Here is a 17,214-nt window from a genome sequence, read left to right as displayed (position 1 = left end):
TTTGTAAGGAATCTTAAAGAAACTTAACTCCTTAACCAAAGCCTTAATGGTGAATTCTTCCACGATTCTAATGCAATCTTTTGAACATCTAAATATTCCTCCAAATTTCTATGGTATATTTTGCGGTTAAAAATAATAACAAAAAACCTCACGTTTCCGCAAGGTTCAAGCATAAATAGATGTTGTATTTTCATCAACGAATTCTCAAATCAACACATCATCAAATCAGATTTTCTCATCCTTAATCTCCTCCACAATCTCCGGATTCAACAGCGTAGAAGTATCACCGAAATTGGCAAAATCACCTTCTGCAATTTTTCTCAGAATACGCCGCATAATTTTCCCGGAACGGGTTTTCGGCAAGGCTGAAACAAACTGTATTTTATCGAGTTTTGCGATTGGCCCGATGGTTTCGGCAATCAGATTGTTGATCTCTTTTCGCAGGTTGTCCTTATCACGGCTTTCTCCCGTATCTTTCAACATTACAAAACCATAAAGCGCACTTCCTTTTACATCATGCGGATAACCGACAATCGCGGATTCTGCCACCGCCGGGTGAAGGTTTACGCTGTCTTCAATCGGTGCAGTTCCCAAATTATGTCCGGAAACAATGATCACGTCGTCAACACGTCCGGTAATCCGGTAATAACCAACTTCATCTCTCAAGGCGCCATCGCCGGTGAAATATTTCCCAGGGAAAGCAGTGAAATAAGTTTCCTTATATCGTTGATGATCACCCCAGATTGTCCGTGCAATTCCAGGCCACGGAAAACGGATGCATAGATTCCCATCTACTTGATTTCCGGTAATTTCATTTCTTTTATCATCCATTAAAACGGGCTGAATTCCCGGCAATGGCAAAGTCGCATAAGTCGGTTTTGTCGGCGTGATAAACGGCAATGGCGAGATCATAATTCCTCCGGTTTCAGTCTGCCACCACGTATCAACAATTGGACATTTTTTCTTGCCCACATGATCATTATACCAGTGCCACGCTTCGTCATTAATTGGTTCACCAACCGAGCCAATTATTCTTAAACTCGACAAATCGTGTTTCTCAACCCATTCGTACGATTCTTTTGCCAAGGCACGGATCGCCGTCGGAGCCGTATAAAATTGCGTAACTTTATGTTTTTCAATCACTTCCCAGAAACGGTCCGGTTCCGGGTAAGTAGGAACGCCTTCAAAAATAACCGTCGTTGCACCATTGGCCAGCGGTCCGTATAAAATGTAAGAATGTCCCGTAATCCAGCCAATATCCGCTGTACACCAGTAAATATCGTTTTCTTTGTAATTGAATACATTTTTGAAAGTATATGCCGTGTAAACCATAAATCCTGCCGTGGTATGCAACATTCCTTTGGGTTTACCGGTAGAGCCCGAAGTGTATAAAATAAACAAAGGATCTTCTGCATCCATAATCACCGAAATAAAATCGGAAGGTGCTTTTTCATACAGCGGTGCCAACCAAAGATCTCTTCCTTCCTTCATTTTCACCTCGCCGCCAGTTCTCTTTACTACCAGAACTTTTTCAACAGTCGGGCATTTTTCTACTGCTTCGTCAATAATTCCTTTCAGATCGATCGATTTCGCACCGCGGTAACTTCCGTCCGAACAGATGATCATTTTCGCTCCACAATCGTTAACCCTGGATTCCACAGCATTTGCCGAAAATCCGGCAAAAATAACAGAGTGAACCGCGCCCAATCTTGCACAGGCCAACATCGTCACGGCCAATTCCGGAATCATTGGTAAATAAATGCACACACGGTCGCCTTTTTCTATGCCCTGATCACGCAGCACATTTGCCATTTTACAAACGCGGTCGCGCAATTCGCTGTACGAAATATGTTGCGCCTCTTCTTTCGGATCATTCGGCTCAAAAATAATCGCTGTTTTATCGCCGCGCTCATTCAGATGGCGGTCGATACAGTTCTTCGTGATATTAAGTTTTGCATTTTTAAACCACTGAATTTTAGCGTCTTCCATATTGTAGTCCACCACTTTGGACCACCGCTGATACCACACAAAATTCTCATCGGCCACTTTATCCCAAAACTTTTTCGGATTTTTTATCGACTTTTTGTACTGCTTAAAGTAATGCGGTAAGTCATCGATCACGTAATTTTTCATAGTCTATCCGTATTTTAATCTTAATGTTTTATCAGGAGCCGGGAACCTGCTATCCGCTCATACTCCTCGCGCCAGGGCTTTATCCCGCGCTTGCTGCGGGGTATCCGCTGCTATCAGGGCTGGTTACGGGCGGTTATAAAACCGAGGTTCCACTTACCCGAAATTTACGATTTTAATTGAAAGTGACATCTGCTAAGAGCAATTTTTATCAGACACAGCCAACCAATCTTTATATTTATCTTCATTTAAACCGGAAAAAAACCCGTAGTTTCCAAAAAAATAATATCTTTGCAATTAATGAAAAGAATATTTCCATTAGACGATTTACATAAGGGCAGCAATGCCGACATCACCGATATTTATTATGATAACGAAGCTTTTTTGGCTTCGTTTTTTTTTGATTAAAAATTAAAATTATGCTTAGAACATCTGATCTATCCGTTGAGAAAATTCACAAATTGCTTCAGCAAGCCGACGCTTTTTCCAAAGGCAAAGTATTAAAGGCGAAACAGGAAATTTATGTGGCCAATCTTTTTTTTGAAGACAGTACCAGAACCAAAACGAGTTTCGACGTGGCCGAAAGAAAGTTAGGGCTGAATGTGGTTCCTTTTGATATTTCCGCAAGTTCAGTAAATAAAGGCGAGTCACTATATGACACAGTGAGAACCCTGAAAAGCATCGGAATTGATCTTTGTGTGATCCGGCATAAAAAGGAAAAATTTTACGATGAGTTTGAGGGAATCGATATGGCGGTCATCAACGGCGGCGATGGAACCGGTAACCATCCTTCTCAAAATATCTTGGATTTAATGACCATTCAACAGGAGTTCGGCAAATTCGAAGGTTTAAAAGTAGGCATCGTGGGCGACGTGAAACACAGCAGAGTTGCAAATTCTAATGCCGAAGTTCTGAGAAAACTCGGTGCGAAAGTTTTCTTTTCCGGTCCCGAACAATGGTTTGACGAAGGCACAATCATAAACGGAACTTATCTGTCGATCGATGATCTGATTAAAGAAGTCGATGTTCTGATGCTCCTCAGAATTCAACACGAAAGGCACGAAAGCACTGAGAAGTTAAAATTCTCTTCCGATAAATACCACAGGCAGTTTGGTCTGACCAGGGAACGCGAAAAAGCAATGAAAAAAGGGGCTGTCATTATGCACCCAGCTCCGATCAACAGAGGCGTAGAGATTGATGATGAACTGGTCGAATGTAAACGGTCGCGAATTTTCAAACAGATGGAAAACGGTGTGTTCGCCAGAATGGCAATTCTAAAGACTGCGCTGGAAGCAAAGGGGTTTGAGTTTGAATAAAAGACTTTCAGAACAAGGAACCAGGAGCCAAATAGTCGACAGTTAATAATTGACAGTTGACAATTGACGGAAAGTTAAAACAAGTCAAAGGCCTTGCATCTTGGTTCATGGATCATTGTTCTCAATCAAAAAAACAAAAATGAAAAAGAAATTAATATTAGAATCCGGCGAAGTGTTCCACGGAAAAGGTTTCGGAGCCGAGCAGGACATTGAAGGCGAAATCGTTTTCAATACCGGAATGACCGGTTATCAGGAATTGATTTCCGATCCTTCCTACTGCGGGCAAATCGTTTGTATGACCTATCCGCTCATCGGAAATTACGGAATTAACCGCGACGATTTTGAGTGTATCGAACCTGCAATAAAAGGTTTGATCGTAAAAGAAGTCTGTGATTTTCCATCAAACTTTAGAACTCAAATGGATCTGGACGAATTTTTCCAAAAGCGAAATCTTTCCGGAATCTCAGGAATCGATACCAGAAGATTAACCAGAGTTCTTCGAAATTCAGGCGTTGTAAAAGGTAAAATAGTAAATGAAGATGCTGATGAAAATTTAGTAATCGAAAATTTAAAAGCCTCTGTTTTAGCCACCGATCAGGTTGCCCAGGTTTCTACCAAAACACCGTATGCAAATCCGGGAAGAGGTTTGAAAGTGGTCTTAGTTGATTACGGTTCAAAACTCGGGATTTTACGTGAACTCGCTCAGAGAGATTGCGACGTTATCGTAGTTTCTCAGGATACTACCGCGGAAGAAATTCTGTTGATCAATCCGGATGGAGTTATGCTTTCCAACGGTCCCGGAGATCCGGAAGATGTAAAAGGTGCTATCGAAATGATTCAGAAACTTTTAGGTAAAGTTCCCATTTTTGGAATCTGTTTGGGACATCAGTTGATTGCCTTAGCATGTGGTGCCAGAACTTTTAAATTAAAATTCGGACATCGTGGTGGAAATCATCCTGTGTTGGATCTGAAGAAAAATAAAGTCGCGATCACCTCACAAAATCACGGTTATGCTGTCGATCAGAAATCTTTGACGAACACCGATTTAGAAGAAACGCACATCGCCTTGAATGACCGAACAAACGAAGGTTTGAAACATAAAATTCATCCTTGCTTTTCTGTTCAATACCATCCGGAAGCAAGTCCGGGACCGGAAGATGCAAATTATTTGTTTGATGAATTTATTGAGTTAATGGAAGAATTTAAATCTAAAAAATTATCTAAGTAAAGATGGCAAAACGTACAGATATAAAAACAATCCTCGTTATCGGAAGTGGTCCAATCATCATCGGACAGGCTGCAGAATTTGATTACGCAGGAACGCAGGCTTGCTTATCTTTGAGAGAAGAAGGCTACAAAGTAATTCTCATTAACTCAAATCCCGCAACGATTATGACCGATGTAGAAATTGCCGACAAGGTTTACATTGAACCGATTTCTCTTGAATTTGTAAGTCATATTATTCGCAAAGAACGTCCGGATGCACTTTTGCCAACTTTAGGTGGACAAACTGGATTGAATATGGCCGTAGAATTGCAAAATTCCGGCATTTTAGAGGAATGTAAAGTGGAAGTTTTGGGAACTAAACTTTCCGCCATCAATCAAGCGGAAGACCGTGATTTGTTCCGTAATTTAATGCACGAATTAAACGAACCTGTTCCGGATTCTGATATTGTAAATGATGTTGAAGGCGCTTTAAAATTCGCGGAAAAAATAGGTTATCCCGTTATTGTTCGTCCGGCTTTTACGATGGGCGGAACTGGAGGCGGAATCGCAAATAATGATGAGGAACTGAAAGAAATTACAAGTTTCGGTCTCAAATACAGTCCTGTTCGTCAATGTTTGATCGAAAAATCCATCGCTGGTTTCAAAGAAATTGAATACGAAGTGATGCGCGATAAAAACGACAACGCCATCGTCGTCTGTAATATGGAAAATATCGATCCGGTCGGAATTCATACCGGAGATTCTATTGTTGTTGCGCCTTCGCAGACTTTGTCGGATCGGGAATATCAAATGTTGAGAAATTCTTCCTTAAAAATTATTCGCGCTTTAGGAATTGAAGGAGGATGTAATGTTCAGTTGGCTTTAGATCCTAATTCTTACGATTATTATATTATTGAAGTAAATCCAAGAGTTTCGCGGTCATCGGCTTTGGCAAGTAAAGCAACCGGTTATCCGATTGCAAAAATTGCTGCAAAAATTGCGGTTGGTTTAACTTTAGATGAAATCATGAATCCCGTAACGGGAACTTCTTACGCCTGTTTTGAGCCTGCTTTGGATTATGTGGTGACAAAATTTCCACGTTTTCCCTTCGATAAATTTGAAACTGCAGATCGCCGACTTTCTACCCAAATGAAAGCAACAGGTGAAGTGATGGCAATCGGAAGAAATTTTGAAGAATCTTTGCAAAAAGCCATTCGTTCTTTGGAAACTGGTTTAAGACATATTGGTTTAAAATCAAAAGACGCCGCAGCTTTAACCGAAGAAGAAATCGAAAGAAGAATCCGTATTTGTGATGACGAGCGTTTATTCATTATCGGTGATGCTTTGCGACGTGGTTACGACTGGGAAAAAATTGTAGAGTGGAGCAAAATTGATAAATTCTTCATCTGGAAAATTAAAAAACTCATCGATTTTGAAAAAGTAATTGCGGCAAACGCATTCAAAAAACATATTTTAATTGAGGCAAAAAAACTGGGTTTTTCAGATTTAAGCATCGCAACTTTATGGAATTCCACTCAAAAGGAAATTTTCGAATTCAGGAAAGAAAACGGAGTAATGCCGGTTTATAAGATGGTCGATACGTGCGCCGCAGAATTTGAAAGTGAAACCCCATATTTCTACGGAACTTACGAAGAAGAAAATGAAAGTGTTCCCTCAGATAAAGAAAAAATCATCGTTCTCGGTTCCGGTCCAATTCGGATCGGACAAGGTGTCGAGTTCGATTACGCCACTGTTCATTCTGTTTGGGCGATCAAAGAATTGGGTTACGAAGCCATCATCATTAACAATAATCCGGAAACGGTTTCCACGGATTTTTCCATTTCCGATAAATTATATTTTGAACCTTTAACGGAAGAAGATGTAATGAATATCATCGATCTGGAAAAACCAAAAGGTGTCGTAGTGCAATTTGGTGGACAAACCGCCATTAATTTAGCGGATAAACTGGCTTCTTACGGCGTTCAGATTTTAGGAACTTCTCTGGAAGATTTAGACCGCGCCGAAAACAGGAATAAATTTGAAGCTGCACTTCAGGAAATGGGAATTCCGCAACCTTTAGGAAAAACCTGTTTTACGAAGGAAGAGGCATTAATTATTGCTAATGAAATCGGATTTCCGGTTTTGGTTCGTCCGAGTTATGTTTTGGGAGGTAGAGCAATGGAAATTGTATATGATGAAATGGAACTCGCTCATTATATGACGAATGCGGTGAAAGAAAATTCTGAACATCCGATTTTAATTGACCGATATTTAACCGGGAAAGAAGTTGAAGTTGACGCGATTTCCGATGGCGAAACCGTCGTGATTCCCGGAATTATGGAACATATCGAAAGAGCCGGAGTACATTCCGGAGATTCCATTGCAGTTTATCCGCCGCAAAATATTAACGCTGATCAGATCGCAACTTTAATAGATTATACCGAAAGATTAGCAAAAGGATTGAATGTCATTGGTCTAATGAATATTCAATATGTTCTTTATCAAGGCGGAGTTTATGTGATTGAGGTAAATCCAAGATCGAGTAGAACTGTTCCTTTCTTGTCTAAAATTACCGAAATTCCAATGGCAAACTTAGCTACAAAAGCGATTTTAGGTCAAAAATTAAAAGATTTAGGATACAAAAACGGCTTGGCTCCGGTAAAAGACGGAGTTTTTGTGAAAGTTCCGGTTTTCTCATTTTCAAAACTGACAAGAGTTGATATTTCACTCGGACCGGAAATGAAATCTACAGGAGAAGTAATGGGAAAAGACATTACCTTAGAAAAAGCTTTATATAAAGGATTGATCGGAGCAGGAAGAAAAGTTCCTTTACACGGTGCAATTTTATTCACGGTTGCAGATAAACATAAAGCCGAAGCATGCGACCTGGCCAGAAGATTTCAGGAAATTGGTTTTAAAATCTGGGCAACAGAAGGAACCGCCAATTATTTTGAGGAACACGGAGTCCGAACGAAAATCGGTTATAAAATAGAAGAAAATCCGGAAATTAATTTGATCGATCTAATTCAAACCGGAAAAGTTCAATACATTGTAAACACTATGACCAAAGGAAAACAATCCGAAAGAGATGGATTCCAAATCCGCAGAACTTCTGTAGAAAACGGAGTTCCGTGTTTGACATCGATGGATACCGCGGAAGCGATTTTAAAAGTCATCGAAAGTATGAGTTTTAAAATGGAGATGATGTAAATTATTCAATCCTTCAAGGATTTTAAATCCTTGAAGGATTTCCAACTCATTACCGGCGAAGATTTATTCTTCGCCATTTTTTTTTCTTTTCATTTAATTTTTACGCTGTACAAAATATTTTTTACCTTGTATCAAATTATCTGAATGGATCTTTGGCAGCGACGCACGTATTTTCTTAACCTTCTTGCAGAACATCTTTTGCTTTCTTTGGGTTCGCTTACGGCCGTTACTGTTGTGGGTATTTCGCTGGGCATTTTTGTTTTTTATTCAGCAAAAAGCCGTAAAGTAATTCTCCCATTAATCAATTTTCTCTACACCATTCCGTCAATTGCCATGTTTGGTTTATTGATTCCTTTAGTCGGAATTGGACTGAAAAACGCCTTGATCGTTTTAATTATTTACGGATTACTTCCTATTGTCAGAAGTACTTACAGCGGTTTAAAGGAAGTTCCGCTACAATTAGTTGAAGCTGCGGAAGGATTAGGTTCAACGCAAATTCAAGTTTTTAAAAATATTTATTTTCCTCTCGCTTTACCTTCCATTTTATCGGGTTTAAGAATTACCGTCGTCATGATTGTTGCCTTGACCGGATTGGCTGCATTGATTGGTGCAGGAGGATTAGGTCAGGCAATTTTTCGGGGTTTAAATACGATGAATACGGGATTAATTGTGACTGGATCTTTGGGGATTTCTCTGTTTGCAATTTTGGGTGATCAATGGATCGGTCAGTTTGAAAAGAACGAAAGTTTGCTCCGGGTGATTTCTAAAAACGCGAACAGAACTCAGAAAAACAGGATCATTTTTTCTTCACTTTTTGTTTTGATCTGCACTTTTGCAGCTATTTTTTACCAAAATCCATTTTCTTCAAATAATTCCAAAACCATCACTGTTGCTTCGAAACCGACAAGTGAACAATTTATTTTGGGCGAAATTATTTCTCAAACCATTGAGAATAATACCGATATTAAAGTCATTCGTAAATTTGGAATTGGAGGCGGAACCACCAATATTCATCCTGCAATGTTGTCCGGTGATCTGGATATTTATGTGGAATATTCCGGAACAGCGTGGCTCAATGTTTTGAAAAAAAAGTTGCCTGAAAATAATCTGATCGATTTTAGTAATTTAAATGAAACATACCAAAATCAGTTTCAATTAAAATGGCTCGGTCTTTTGGGATTCAACAATACTTACGGTTTGGCGATCTCTAAAAAAAATTTAGATATTTCGAATTTTTCTGAATTAGCTGATAAAAGTTCAGACTTTACTTTCGGGGCAGAATTTGATTTTTTCGAAAGAAGTGATGCGTTTCCGGGGTTGATAAATATTTATCCTTTTAACTTTAAAAAACTGGAAGAAATGGATATCAACCTTCGTTATCAAGCTTTTGAGCAGGGAAAAATTGATGCGGTTGATGTTTTCACAACGGACGCGCAAATAAAACATTTAGATTTAAAAGTTCTGAAAGACGATAAAAATTATTTCCCCAATTATGAAGCGGGAATCATCATCAGAAATGAAATTGCAAAAAAATATCCCGAAGTTGAAAAATTGCTTTCCGCTCTGAATGGAAAAATTTCAACGGAAAAAATGCAGCAACTCAATTATGAAGTGGAAGTGGAGAAAAAATCTCCAGCTGAAGTTGCCCAGATTTTCCTTAAAAATTTAAATAATTAAGATGAGTCAAAATACCATCATTTCTGTGGAAAATGTCGATTTTAGATATGAGGAGAAATTCATTTTGAAGGATTTTTCATATCGTTTCGAAAGGGAAAGTTTCACCTGTATTTTGGGCGAAAGTGGAAGTGGAAAATCAACTTTGCTTCGATTAATTAACGGTTTGCTTCTTCCCGAAAAAGGTTTAATTAAAATTGAAAGTGAAACATTAACGCCACAAAATCTCATTGAAAAAAGATTGCAAATGGGTTATGTTTTGCAGGGAAATTCTTTATTTCCGCATCTTACAGTTTTTCAAAATATGGCTTATTGCCTAAAGTTATTAAAGAGACCGGATGAATTTTGCAAAGAAAAAATTTTAGAATTACTTCCATTAATTGGATTGAAAAGTGAACTTCTACAAAAATTTCCGCACGAAATTTCGGGTGGTCAAAAACAAAGAGTCGGAATTATTCGCGCCATCGCACATGATCCAAAAATCGTTTTGATGGACGAACCTTTTTCGGCGTTGGACAGCGAAACGCGTGAGAAACTACAGGTCCTGGTAAAAGATATCCATCAACAACTGAAGACCACCTTCGTAATGGTGACACATTCCAGAGAAGAAGCAGAAACCCTTGCGACAGACATTCTGGAAATGTGATTATTAAGCACAACTGTTTTCTTCGTTTCTCAATATTCCTTTTTAATAATTTTTAAATTCAATTTTGTTTACTTTTTTCAGTTGGCAGTCTATTTTCCGGACTGACGAATTCATAAAATAATTTAATTATAAAAATGATTTGCATATAAAAGGAGTGTAAACCTGAAGCGATTCTTAAAAATTGTTAAAATTATCTGCTTAAATATCCGCTGGCATTTTTATTGTGTCTGTCTTAGGGACTTTGAAAAAATATATTAATCCTAAAATTTAACTATTATGGAAAATTCCACAAATTACAGACCTGAATATCGAAATGATTATGTCTCAAAAGTATTTAATACCAGAGAAGATGCTGACAGAGCCTATAACGATCTTTCAGAAAAAGGATATTCACAGGATGACATCAATGTAATGATGTCCGACGATACAAGAAACAGATATTTTACCAATGAGCATGACAGTGATGATACCGCTTTAGGAGATAAGGTGGCTGAAAACGCCGGCAAAGGATCGCTGATCGGAGGTGGAATTGGTGCTGTAGTGGGAGCTGTGGCCGCAATTGGGTCCAATGTGCTGCTTCCGGGATTAGGACTGATTGTTGCAGGTCCGCTTGCTGCAGGTTTGGCGGGTGCCGGAACGGGTGCTGCAGCTGGAGGCCTGATTGGTGCATTGACCGGAGCAGGTGTTCCTGAAGATGAAGCAGAAAGATACAGAGACCACATTAAAGATGGTGGAATTTATATGGGCTTCAAACCGAGACATGAAGATGATGCCCGTGCCACCTACGACAGTTGGTATTCAAATGACTCAGGAAATATGTAATAAGCAATTAGCATATATGATAAAAACCACCTTAAACTGAGGTGGTTTTTTTTGTTTTATGCAAAGTATCAGCGGTTTAAACTTCTCCCATCACCACCATTTCCTCCATTGTCGGCGTAGCATTTCCACCTTCTTTTTCAATGGTAATAGCAAAAGCCTGCGGTTTTTCCACCGTTTTCATCGGTTGAATTTTTTCAGATTTTACGTGATCGTAAAGGCCCATATCTACAGGTTTTCCATCGACTATTGCCCAAAGCTGATACTGCTTTCCGGTCGGTGCGGCCGGCATATTTTTCAGGTCAAGATAAACTTTTTCCCTAGGGTTCCAATATACTTCCGCGAGCATTCCCGGATATTTTCCAACGCCTTTCAGTTCAATTTTTTTTGAATTCTGAAGCATTTTATTCATTTCTTCAAGGTTTGTCACCTTTGAACTGAGTTCGGTATTGTTCTTTGCAAAAGTTTGCAGCTCACTGTTTTTGTGATTGAGCTGAAAACCTAAATACCCCAGGCCAAGCAAAGCAGCAACAGAAGCAGCCTTCATCCATACCGGTATTGAACCGCTGGTTTTCTTGTCCTGTCTTTCAGCATTAATGGCGATGATTTCACCTTTCTCTTTAGAAGTTCCAAATTCAATTTTCTTCAGAATTTCTTCTTTTACATGTGGCGGTGGTTTTATAGCGCCCGCGGTAGCTAATTTTTCAAAAGTTTCCTGCATTTCGAAAAGTGCGTTCTGCACCTCGGTATTATTTTTTACCACACATTCCAGAATAGCGCTTTCCTCTTGGGTGAGTGTTCCCATGACATAAGCTTCTATAACGCCGGATGATATGTATGTTTTAATATCCACTTTTATCTAAGTAAAAAAAATAAAAAAATAATTTTAAAGTCTTTCAGAATGATCTTCAGTTCATTGAGTGCAGCTCTGGTACGCGTTTTAACCGTTCCTAGGGGAATTCCTAGTTCCTCTGAAATCTCTTCCTGCGTAAGACCGCCAAAATAAGCCTTTTGTATAAGAATTTTATAATCTTCGCGTAATGTGTCTACACCTTTCTCCACCTCATTAAATTCATGCTTCTGTTCCGTAGAAAGTGGGTTACTGCTATTTACGAATTCGGGAAGACTTTGGTTTTTTAAATCGTTTTGAAAGGATTTGGATTTGATCTTGTCGAGTGCGGAATTTCGCGCGATATTAAGCATCCAGGTGTATAAGGAGCCTTTTTTTTCATCGTAACTGGCAATCGAATTCCAGATCTTTACGAAGGCGTCCTGCAAAACTTCATTGCTTTCTTCGGGGTATTGTACAATCCGGTATACAATACCGTAAAGTGCTGCTGCATAATTTTCATACAGATAATTAAAGCCCTGTTCATCCTTACTCTGGAGTAACGATAAAAGCTGGTCGGAAGAAAGTGTTGTTTTTTTCAATGTGTCAAACGCAGTTCAAAAATAGTTTTTTTTTAACTAATGACAAAACCGCGGTGATGCGGTGATAATTATTAATCCAGGTCGCGGTAGATCCGTCAAATCATTAACCCAGGTCGGTTTGAAAATAGTTATAAATGAAGTGCTCTTGATTTTAAAAACTTTGCAGGCCTTATCCAGTGGCGGTTTCCGGTAAAAGATCTATCAATTTTTCAGAAAAATAAAACCAGAAAGCAAATAGCTTCGTAAATGAAAGTAACACAAATCAATATATCACACATTAAAAATTCTTTATTATGAACTTTACAAAAATTACAGCCGCCGCTCTGGCACTCACAATGACTTTCGCTGCTGCAGGTACGGCCACCGCCCAGACGATGGCTAAAAAACAAAACACAGTAATGGTCGGTGGAGCAGCAATGTATCCCACCAAAAATATCGTGGAAAATGCGATGAACTCCAAAGACCACACCACCCTGGTTGCCGCAGTAAAAGCGGCGGGTCTTGTGGAAACACTGGAAGGCAAAGGATCTTTTACGGTTTTTGCACCTACTAATGCGGCCTTCGCAAAACTTCCCGCAGGAACAGTAGAAATGCTGGTAAAGCCGGAAAACAAAGCAATGCTCACAAAGATCCTGACTTACCACGTGGTTCCAGGTAGAATCTCAGCCAAAGACCTTTGGATGTGGACCAAGAAAAATAACGGAAAATACATGACCAAAACCGTAGAAGGGGAGGAGCTTACGTTCTGGACCAAAGGAAAAGACATGTATATCATGGATGCGAAAGGTAATTCCGCAAAAATTACCATTGCAGATGTAAATCAGTCAAATGGTGTCATTCACGTAATTGATACAGTGTTAATGCCATAGTTTCATAGTTTTATTTTTAGGGAGTCACTTAAATTTCGGTTTAGGTGACTTTTTTATGGCAGCCTCCACATTTTACAGCCTTTTTCTTATCTTTAATAAAATTTAAAATCATGAAAAAATTATTCCTGTGCACTTTTCTGGCGATCTCTTTTTCCGCTTTTTCACAATGGAATCTTCCTGCTGCAAGTCCGCGACAGACATTAACGCAGCAATTCTCTATGTCTAAGATCACTGTAGATTACGGCAGACCTTTAATTAAAGGCAGAAAGATATTTGGCGAACTCGTTCCCTTTGGTAAAGTATGGCGCGCCGGGGCCAATAGCGCTACAAAAATCACCTTCGAACAATCTGTGAATTTTGGGGGTAAAACCGTTGCGGCCGGGACGTACGGCTTATTTATAATCCCACAGGAAAAGGAATGGAAAATTATTCTTAATAAAGATGCAGCCCAATGGGGTGCATTTACGTATGATGAAAAACTGAATGTGACCGACGTCACTGCACCGGTTCAAAAGTTAACCGAAAAGCAGGAAGCATTTGAAATTTCAATCAATCCGAAAGATGACAGTTCCGCAGACCTCATATTTAAATGGGATTATACAAAAGTGGTAATTCCGCTTCAAACTGGTAATCCCACAGCAGTGGCAAAAATCCTCGAAAAACTGAAAGAAATCAAGCAGATCGAAAAAGATGCTGCCACACAAAAATAAAATCATGGTGAACTACGGTTCACTTTTTTCTACTAAGAAGTACTTTATTTTTGGCTACTGAATATGAATTCAATTGAAAATCCACAAGACATCCCTAAGTTCATCGATTTAAAGGAAATTGAAACGCCACTCGGAACCATGTATGCTGCTGCGGTGGACGCGGGAATCTGCATGCTCGAATATGCTGACAGAAACAACCTCCAAGCTGAACTGGCAGCTCTCGCAAATTCCTTTGATGCCGAAATCACCTGGCGTGAAAGTTTTCACCTTAAAATTTTGGAAAATCAACTTTCAGAATATTTTTCGGGCGAAAGAAAAATATTTTCAGTGCCGCTTGCACCGGTCGGAAGTGCATTTCAAAAAACAGTCTGGGAAACGCTGGCACGGATTCTTTATGGTGAAACCTGGACCTACCGAGCGCAGGCGGAGATTCTGGGCGACGTAAGAAAAGTCCGCGCTGTAGCCAACGCGAACGGCATGAACAAAATTTCCATCCTTATTCCTTGCCACCGCGTCATCGGCAGCAATGGAAACTTAACCGGTTATGGCGGCGGGATCTGGCGCAAACAGAAATTGCTGGAACTTGAGAAAGCAATATTGTTCTGATCCTAAAAGATGGTCTGTTTCGTTAATCAAAAAAACCAATTTTAACCGTTAAAAATATATGTTATGAATTTCTCGCTGCAGCCTGTACTTGAAAATGATCTTCTAAAACTTCAGCCCTTGACTGCAAATGATTTCGAAAAACTTTACGCCGTAGCTTCGGACCCGGAGGTGTGGGCGATGCATCCGAATAAAGAGCGATACAAGCGCGAAGTTTTTCAGAATTTTTTTAATGGCGCATTCCAAAGTGGCGGCGCGTTTTTAATTTTAGACAAAAAATCAGATGAAGTTTTGGGCAGCACACGCTTTTACGATTATAATGAAAAGGAAAAAACTATATTGATTGGCTACACTTTTTATGGCACAAAATCCTGGGGTAAAAACATTAATTCCTCAGTAAAGAAGATGATGTTGGATTATATTTTTCAATTTGTTGACCGCGTTATTTTTCATGTCGGCAAAAATAATATTCGCTCTGTGAAAGCAATGAACAAACTTGGCGCGGAAAATAAAGGAGAGGAAGAAGTGGCGTATTTTGGCGAAGATTCAAAAACAAATATCATCTTCGAAATTAAAAAAGAAGACTGGCAGCGCTGGACTTACAACGATCAGTTACCGGCACATTCCTGAAACATCTCGGCACCGAAATAAAAAACAAAAAGCCACACGATACCTTTCACTGTGAAAAATATCAATCCGCCAACACCTACGCGTTTAAACCACGTTTTCATCTTCGAATTTTTATTTTCTGTTGAATTTGGCCTGTCCATTTTTTTCAAAACTTTCATCAAAGATAATAAGTTATTTTGATTTGCAGAAACCATCTGCCGCTGGTACTTACTTACATTCATATACGTTTTACCGGTTGTTCAAAAGAAATTCGGTTAGTCTTTAATTTAATCAGTATTTAAATAAAAACGTTTAGGATTTTTCAGACTAACTCAAAATTCATATCTTTAAACGCAACTCAAATTAAAAAATATGTCCACTAAACTTAATGAATTCGGTATTGAAAAAACACTCAAAAATTTAGGAATTTCCACAGAAAACGACGGCGTTTCGTGTGGCGGAAAATACTTCGCAAGTGGTGATCTTCTGGAAAGCTATTCACCAAACGACGGTCAGCTCATTGCCACAATTAAAACAGCAAACTCATCAGATTATGCAGCAGTTATTGAAAATGCCAAAAGTGCATTTAAGGAATTCCGCATGATTCCCGCGCCAAAGCGTGGTGAGATAGTACGCCAGTTCGGCATAAAATTACGGGAGTATAAGGATGATCTGGGAAAACTTGTGTCCTATGAGATGGGAAAATCCCTGCAGGAAGGTCTTGGCGAAGTGCAGGAAATGATTGATATCTGCGATTTCGCGGTGGGACTTTCCCGCCAGCTTCACGGTTACACCATGCATTCCGAAAGACCGGGACACCGTATGTATGAACAATATCACCCGCTTGGGATTGTAGGAATTATTTCCGCTTTTAATTTTCCTGTGGCAGTTTGGTCCTGGAATACGGCGCTTGCCTGGATCTGTGGAAATGTAACGGTCTGGAAGCCGTCGGAAAAGACGCCGCTTTGTGCGATTGCCTGTCAAAATATTATTTCGCAGGTTTTAAAAGAAAATAATCTTCCCGAAGGAATCTCCAACATGCTTGTTGGTGACCACAGGATCGGCGAAGAACTCGTAAACGATAAAAATGTAGCACTCGTTTCATTTACCGGCTCTACAAAGGTCGGCCGGATCGTGGGCACCAATGTCGCACAGCGTTTCGGGAAATCGATACTGGAACTCGGCGGAAATAACGCCATTATCATTACAGAAAATGCAGACCTGAATATGTCGATCATCGGCGCGGTTTTCGGTGCGGTTGGCACTGCCGGCCAAAGATGCACTTCCACACGCCGTTTGATCATACATGAATCTGTATATGAAGACGTAAAAAACCGTTTGGTGAAAGCTTATGGTCAGCTTAAGATTGGGAATTCTCTTGATGAATCCAATCACGTAGGTCCGCTCATCGATAAGGACGCTGTAAAACAGTACCAGGATTCCATCGAAAAATGCAGGCAGCAAGGTGGAAAATTTGTGGTTGAAGGCGGTGTGCTTTCCGGCGAAAACTACAGTTCAGGCTGTTATGTGAAACCTTGCATTGCAGAAGTTGAAAATTCTTATGAAATTGTGCAGCACGAAACATTTGCGCCCATCCTTTATTTGATCAAATATAAAACGCTGGAAGAAGCTATTGCTTTGCAGAACGGTGTACCACAGGGCTTAAGTTCGGCGATCATGACGCAGGACCTGCGCGAAGCAGAACTTTTCCTCTCGCAGGTCGGTTCCGATTGCGGAATTGCAAATGTAAATATCGGAACATCCGGTGCCGAAATCGGCGGGGCGTTCGGTGGTGAAAAAGAAACCGGAGGCGGCCGGGAATCCGGCTCAGATGTATGGAAATATTACATGCGCCGCCAAACCAACACCATTAATTATACCGACAGTCTGCCGCTGGCACAGGGAATTAAATTTGACCTTTAAATACGATTCCGCTTTTGTTATTAAATTTCTCCGGCAGATGCTCTCGCAATCAAACGGGGAAACCTTTA

15 protein-coding genes are annotated in these 17,214 nt (G+C 39.8%); 11 read left to right on the top strand and 4 right to left on the bottom strand.

The window, feature by feature from the left end; translation table 11 throughout:
• Positions 1-225 precede the first annotated feature (225 nt).
• A complete protein-coding gene (gene acs, locus H562_RS0113460; protein WP_027377978.1) occupies positions 226-2,133 on the bottom strand; it encodes an acetate--CoA ligase in 1,908 nt (635 codons plus the stop codon).
• Between the two features lie 416 nt (positions 2,134-2,549).
• Here acs and H562_RS0113445 point away from each other — a divergent pair, with 416 nt between their 5' ends.
• From H562_RS0113445 to H562_RS15195, 6 genes are all read left to right on the top strand, one after another.
• Positions 2,550-3,446 carry an aspartate carbamoyltransferase catalytic subunit gene (locus H562_RS0113445; protein WP_027377977.1) on the top strand — a complete coding sequence of 299 codons (897 nt, stop codon included), beginning with the start codon at positions 2,550-2,552 and terminating at the stop codon, positions 3,444-3,446.
• Between the two features lie 139 nt (positions 3,447-3,585).
• Entirely contained in the window at positions 3,586-4,674 is a 1,089-nt protein-coding gene (locus tag H562_RS0113440; protein ID WP_027377976.1) for a carbamoyl phosphate synthase small subunit, read from the top strand.
• A 2-nt stretch (positions 4,675-4,676) separates the two neighbouring features.
• Entirely contained in the window at positions 4,677-7,862 is a 3,186-nt protein-coding gene (gene carB, locus H562_RS0113435; protein WP_027377975.1) for a carbamoyl-phosphate synthase large subunit, read from the top strand.
• Between the two features lie 144 nt (positions 7,863-8,006).
• Entirely contained in the window at positions 8,007-9,539 is a 1,533-nt protein-coding gene (locus tag H562_RS0113425; protein ID WP_027377974.1) for an ABC transporter permease/substrate-binding protein, read from the top strand.
• 1 nt (position 9,540) lies between these two features.
• Positions 9,541-10,182, top strand: coding sequence for an ABC transporter ATP-binding protein (locus H562_RS0113420; RefSeq protein ID WP_034691209.1), 642 nt, complete (start codon positions 9,541-9,543; stop codon positions 10,180-10,182).
• Positions 10,183-10,458: 276 nt separating this feature from the next.
• Complete coding sequence (locus H562_RS15195) at positions 10,459-11,004, top strand: hypothetical protein (RefSeq protein ID WP_034691206.1); 546 nt, start codon at positions 10,459-10,461, stop codon at positions 11,002-11,004.
• 76 nt (positions 11,005-11,080) lie between these two features.
• Here H562_RS15195 and H562_RS0113410 read toward each other — a convergent pair whose 3' ends face one another.
• Complete coding sequence (locus H562_RS0113410) at positions 11,081-11,854, bottom strand: anti-sigma factor (RefSeq protein ID WP_027377972.1); 774 nt, start codon at positions 11,852-11,854, stop codon at positions 11,081-11,083.
• A gap of 2 nt (positions 11,855-11,856) precedes the next feature.
• Positions 11,857-12,432 carry an RNA polymerase sigma factor gene (locus H562_RS0113405; RefSeq protein ID WP_027377971.1) on the bottom strand — a complete coding sequence of 192 codons (576 nt, stop codon included), beginning with the start codon at positions 12,430-12,432 and terminating at the stop codon, positions 11,857-11,859.
• 293 nt (positions 12,433-12,725) lie between these two features.
• Between H562_RS0113405 and H562_RS0113400 the strand changes: the two genes are divergently transcribed.
• From H562_RS0113400 to H562_RS15190, 4 genes are all read left to right on the top strand, one after another.
• Entirely contained in the window at positions 12,726-13,301 is a 576-nt protein-coding gene (locus tag H562_RS0113400; protein WP_185096061.1) for a fasciclin domain-containing protein, read from the top strand.
• Between the two features lie 110 nt (positions 13,302-13,411).
• Entirely contained in the window at positions 13,412-14,011 is a 600-nt protein-coding gene (locus H562_RS0113395; protein ID WP_027377969.1) for a DUF2911 domain-containing protein, read from the top strand.
• A gap of 63 nt (positions 14,012-14,074) precedes the next feature.
• On the top strand, positions 14,075-14,617 hold the full coding sequence (locus H562_RS0113390) for a methylated-DNA--[protein]-cysteine S-methyltransferase (protein WP_034691205.1): 543 nt from the start codon (positions 14,075-14,077) through the stop codon (positions 14,615-14,617).
• 63 nt (positions 14,618-14,680) lie between these two features.
• Positions 14,681-15,244, top strand: a complete 564-nt coding sequence (locus tag H562_RS15190; protein WP_051190518.1) for a GNAT family N-acetyltransferase — start codon at positions 14,681-14,683, stop codon at positions 15,242-15,244.
• Here the strand turns inward: H562_RS15190 and H562_RS15830 are convergent.
• Positions 15,223-15,345, bottom strand: a complete 123-nt coding sequence (locus H562_RS15830) for a hypothetical protein (RefSeq protein WP_262493291.1) — start codon at positions 15,343-15,345, stop codon at positions 15,223-15,225. The genes H562_RS15190 and H562_RS15830 overlap by 22 nt on opposite strands.
• 250 nt (positions 15,346-15,595) lie before the next feature.
• On the opposite strand from H562_RS15830, the gene amaB reads away from it, so the two are divergent.
• Positions 15,596-17,146: an L-piperidine-6-carboxylate dehydrogenase gene (amaB, locus tag H562_RS0113375; RefSeq protein WP_027377967.1), complete on the top strand. Its 1,551-nt coding sequence runs from the start codon at positions 15,596-15,598 to the stop codon at positions 17,144-17,146.
• Positions 17,147-17,214 lie beyond the last annotated feature (68 nt).

This window comes from Kaistella palustris DSM 21579 (assembly GCF_000422265.1).
In the GTDB taxonomy this organism is placed as follows: Bacteria; Bacteroidota; Bacteroidia; order Flavobacteriales; family Weeksellaceae; genus Kaistella; species Kaistella palustris.
Note: the sequence above shows the minus strand (reverse complement) of the source record. Positions and strands in the feature narration are given on the sequence as shown.

Coding starts and splice junctions, on each gene's coding strand:
- H562_RS0113420 (WP_034691209.1), top strand. CDS start 9,541: ATGAGTCAAAATACCATCATTTCTGTGGAAAATGTCGATTTTAGATAT.
- H562_RS0113425 (WP_027377974.1), top strand. CDS start 8,007: ATGGATCTTTGGCAGCGACGCACGTATTTTCTTAACCTTCTTGCAGAA.
- H562_RS0113390 (WP_034691205.1), top strand. CDS start 14,075: ATGAATTCAATTGAAAATCCACAAGACATCCCTAAGTTCATCGATTTA.
- H562_RS15195 (WP_034691206.1), top strand. CDS start 10,459: ATGGAAAATTCCACAAATTACAGACCTGAATATCGAAATGATTATGTC.
- H562_RS15830 (WP_262493291.1), bottom strand. CDS start 15,345: ATGAAAACGTGGTTTAAACGCGTAGGTGTTGGCGGATTGATATTTTTC.
- H562_RS0113440 (WP_027377976.1), top strand. CDS start 3,586: ATGAAAAAGAAATTAATATTAGAATCCGGCGAAGTGTTCCACGGAAAA.
- H562_RS0113445 (WP_027377977.1), top strand. CDS start 2,550: ATGCTTAGAACATCTGATCTATCCGTTGAGAAAATTCACAAATTGCTT.
- amaB (WP_027377967.1), top strand. CDS start 15,596: ATGTCCACTAAACTTAATGAATTCGGTATTGAAAAAACACTCAAAAAT.
- carB (WP_027377975.1), top strand. CDS start 4,677: ATGGCAAAACGTACAGATATAAAAACAATCCTCGTTATCGGAAGTGGT.
- acs (WP_027377978.1), bottom strand. CDS start 2,133: ATGAAAAATTACGTGATCGATGACTTACCGCATTACTTTAAGCAGTAC.
- H562_RS0113395 (WP_027377969.1), top strand. CDS start 13,412: ATGAAAAAATTATTCCTGTGCACTTTTCTGGCGATCTCTTTTTCCGCT.
- H562_RS15190 (WP_051190518.1), top strand. CDS start 14,681: ATGAATTTCTCGCTGCAGCCTGTACTTGAAAATGATCTTCTAAAACTT.
- H562_RS0113400 (WP_185096061.1), top strand. CDS start 12,726: ATGAACTTTACAAAAATTACAGCCGCCGCTCTGGCACTCACAATGACT.